Here is a 2,465-nt window from a genome sequence, read left to right on the forward strand (position 1 = left end):
CCCCTCTTCGGCCAAGATGCGGGCCCGGAACTGAGCGAAAAGCGAGGCGATCGTGGTGAGGGTATGGATCGCCTCGGGCTTCCACTTTCGGCCGCGGCACTTGACGAAGCCAAGCACGCCGCAGGTCGTCGTGCCGGAGATCAGCGGCGCGGCGGCCACCATCGTGGCTCCGCTGCGGCCGGCCCTGATCAGCGGCCATCGAGATACGCCGTCGGCGTAATTGCGCTGAACCTTCACCAGTTCTTTGCCGTTATCGCAGAGCGCCAGGGCGGGGTGGTCACTGGCGAACGGCACGACACCGAACGGATCCGGATCGGCTACATCGGTGCGCGCCGGCCACTCCGCGGCCAGCACCGAGGCGCTAATGTCGTAGTCGCTGTAACGCAGGAAGCTGTAGTGCAAGTCGAAGTGTTCGACGAGCTGGGCCAGGACATGTTCACTGGCTTGAGCAGCCGTCGCCGCGGTTGCCTCGAGCAGTTGATTCGCGATGGAGGAGACGAGCAGCAGATTGCGCGGCACGCTGTCCTCCGATCTGGACGTAGTGTCCGCAAGTCTGGACGGCCCCACTGCGGAATGCTATTCGGCACCACCTGATAGTGCAATCGGCGCCTCAAATTACTTCAGAGACTGAATAATACACATTGCGGGCTACAAAGGAACTCGTCGATGTAACGCCTGGACGTCAGCACTTATCCTCTCTGGTATCGGCCGGCGCGCGACCATGAGGAGTGACCATCGAAGCAAGCAAGGCATTAGTACTCGACTCCGAGGACGCCGCCGACAAGGCCACGTTGGACCAGTTGCGCGCCGATCCGGTCATCGAGTTCGTTGATCAGCGCGAGACCCAACTCGCCGAGTTGCAGGGCCTGCTGCCACCAGCGGGCCCTGATCGTGCCGCCGAGCCTTGCCGGTGGGTGTATTTCCCCTGGCGGCGGACGGTTGTGGCGGTACTCGGCCCGCGGGGCTTTCGGGCAGTCCGGCTGGATCGCAACCGGAATGTCATCACCGCGGAAGAGCAGTCGCGACTGGGTGAACTGCGTATCGGTGTTGCCGGGTTGAGCGCTGGACATGTCATCGCGCACACACTCGCGGCGCAAGGACTATGCGGTTTGCTTCGGCTGGCGGATTTCGATCACCTCGAACTGTCCAACCTGAATCGCGTGCCGGCGACCGTACTCGACATCGGGCTGAACAAAGCTGAGGTGACCGCCCGCAGAATCGCCGAGCTCGATCCGTACCTGCCCGTTGAGATCATGGACACGGGTCTGACGCTGGAAACCATCGACGAATTTCTCGACGGGCTGAATATCGTTGTCGAAGAATGTGATTCGCTCGACGTGAAGGCGCTCGTGCGAGAGCGGGCGCGGGCGCGGGGAATTCCGGTGCTGATGGCGACCAGCGATCGCGGCCTGGTTGACGTGGAACGGTTCGACCTCGAGCCGCAGCGGCCGATTCTGCACGGCCTGCTGGGCGAGGTGGATCCCGCCTCGCTGGCGCGGATGACGAGCGGGCAAAAGGTGCCGTATCTGGTGCGCCTGCTCGAGGCCGAGCATTTGTCCGGCCGCCTCCTGGCGTCTGTGGTGGAGATCGACCGCACCCTGTCGACCTGGCCACAGGTGTCCGGCGACGTCGTGCTGGGAGCAACCGCGATCGCGGAAGCCGTGCGCAGAATCGGGCTGGCCGAACACCTGCCGTCGGGCCGAGCCCGACTTGACATTGGCGCTGTACTCGATCAGATCGACCAGCCAGCGTTGCCGGAGAACGACGCACCGCCGTCGGCCGAGCATTCAGATCCGGTGTGGCCAGGCGTTGCTGGCGTCGTTGCCGCCGCGGCGATCCGCGCGCCGTCCGCCTCAAATGCGCAACCTTGGCAGATCGAAGTCAGCCCCGACGCCATCGCCATCCGGCTTGCCCCGGAACACACCTCGACGCTTGACGTCGGATACCGGGCCAGCGCAGTTGCGCTCGGGGCGGCGGTGTTCAACGCCAAGATCGCTGCGGCGGCTCAGCATGTGCTCGGACCGGTGAATATCGGCGAAGGCGCCGGCGGTGTGCCGCTTCAGGCGACGCTGCAGCTTCGCGACGCCACCGACCCGCAGCTGGCCGGGTTGTACGACGCGATGCTGGCGCGGGAGACCAACCGCCGCTTGGGAACAGCCGAACCGATACCCGGTGACACGGTCCAACTGCTGCACGCGACTGCCGAACGTGAAGGTGCACGGCTGCATCTCGTGACTGACTCAGACGAAATCATTAGGGCGGCAAAGATTTTCGCCGATTCCGATCGTGTGCGTTATCTGACACCGAAACTGCACGCCGAGATGATCGCGGAATTGCGCTGGCCGGGAGATCCGCATCCCGACACCGGGATCGACATCCGCAGCCTGGAGTTCGAACCCGGCGAGCTCGCCGTCGCGGACATCTTGCGGCGTCCGGAAGTCATGGCCAACCTGGCTCGGTGGAAT

Annotated in this window: 2 protein-coding genes; one reads left to right on the plus strand and one right to left on the minus strand. The window is 64.3% G+C overall.

The features are described 5' to 3' along the window. Positions 1-519, minus strand: a 519-nt coding sequence (locus WAN02_RS20330) for a GAF domain-containing protein (RefSeq protein ID WP_422266030.1), incomplete at its 3' end; no start/stop codon positions are given. 209 nt (positions 520-728) lie between these two features. Here WAN02_RS20330 and WAN02_RS20335 point away from each other — a divergent pair. Next, on the plus strand, positions 729-2,465 hold a 1,737-nt coding region (locus WAN02_RS20335; RefSeq protein ID WP_422266031.1), incomplete at its 3' end, for an Rv1355c family protein.

Source organism: Mycobacterium sp., assembly GCF_049281135.1.
GTDB lineage: Bacteria > Actinomycetota > Actinomycetes > Mycobacteriales > Mycobacteriaceae > Mycobacterium.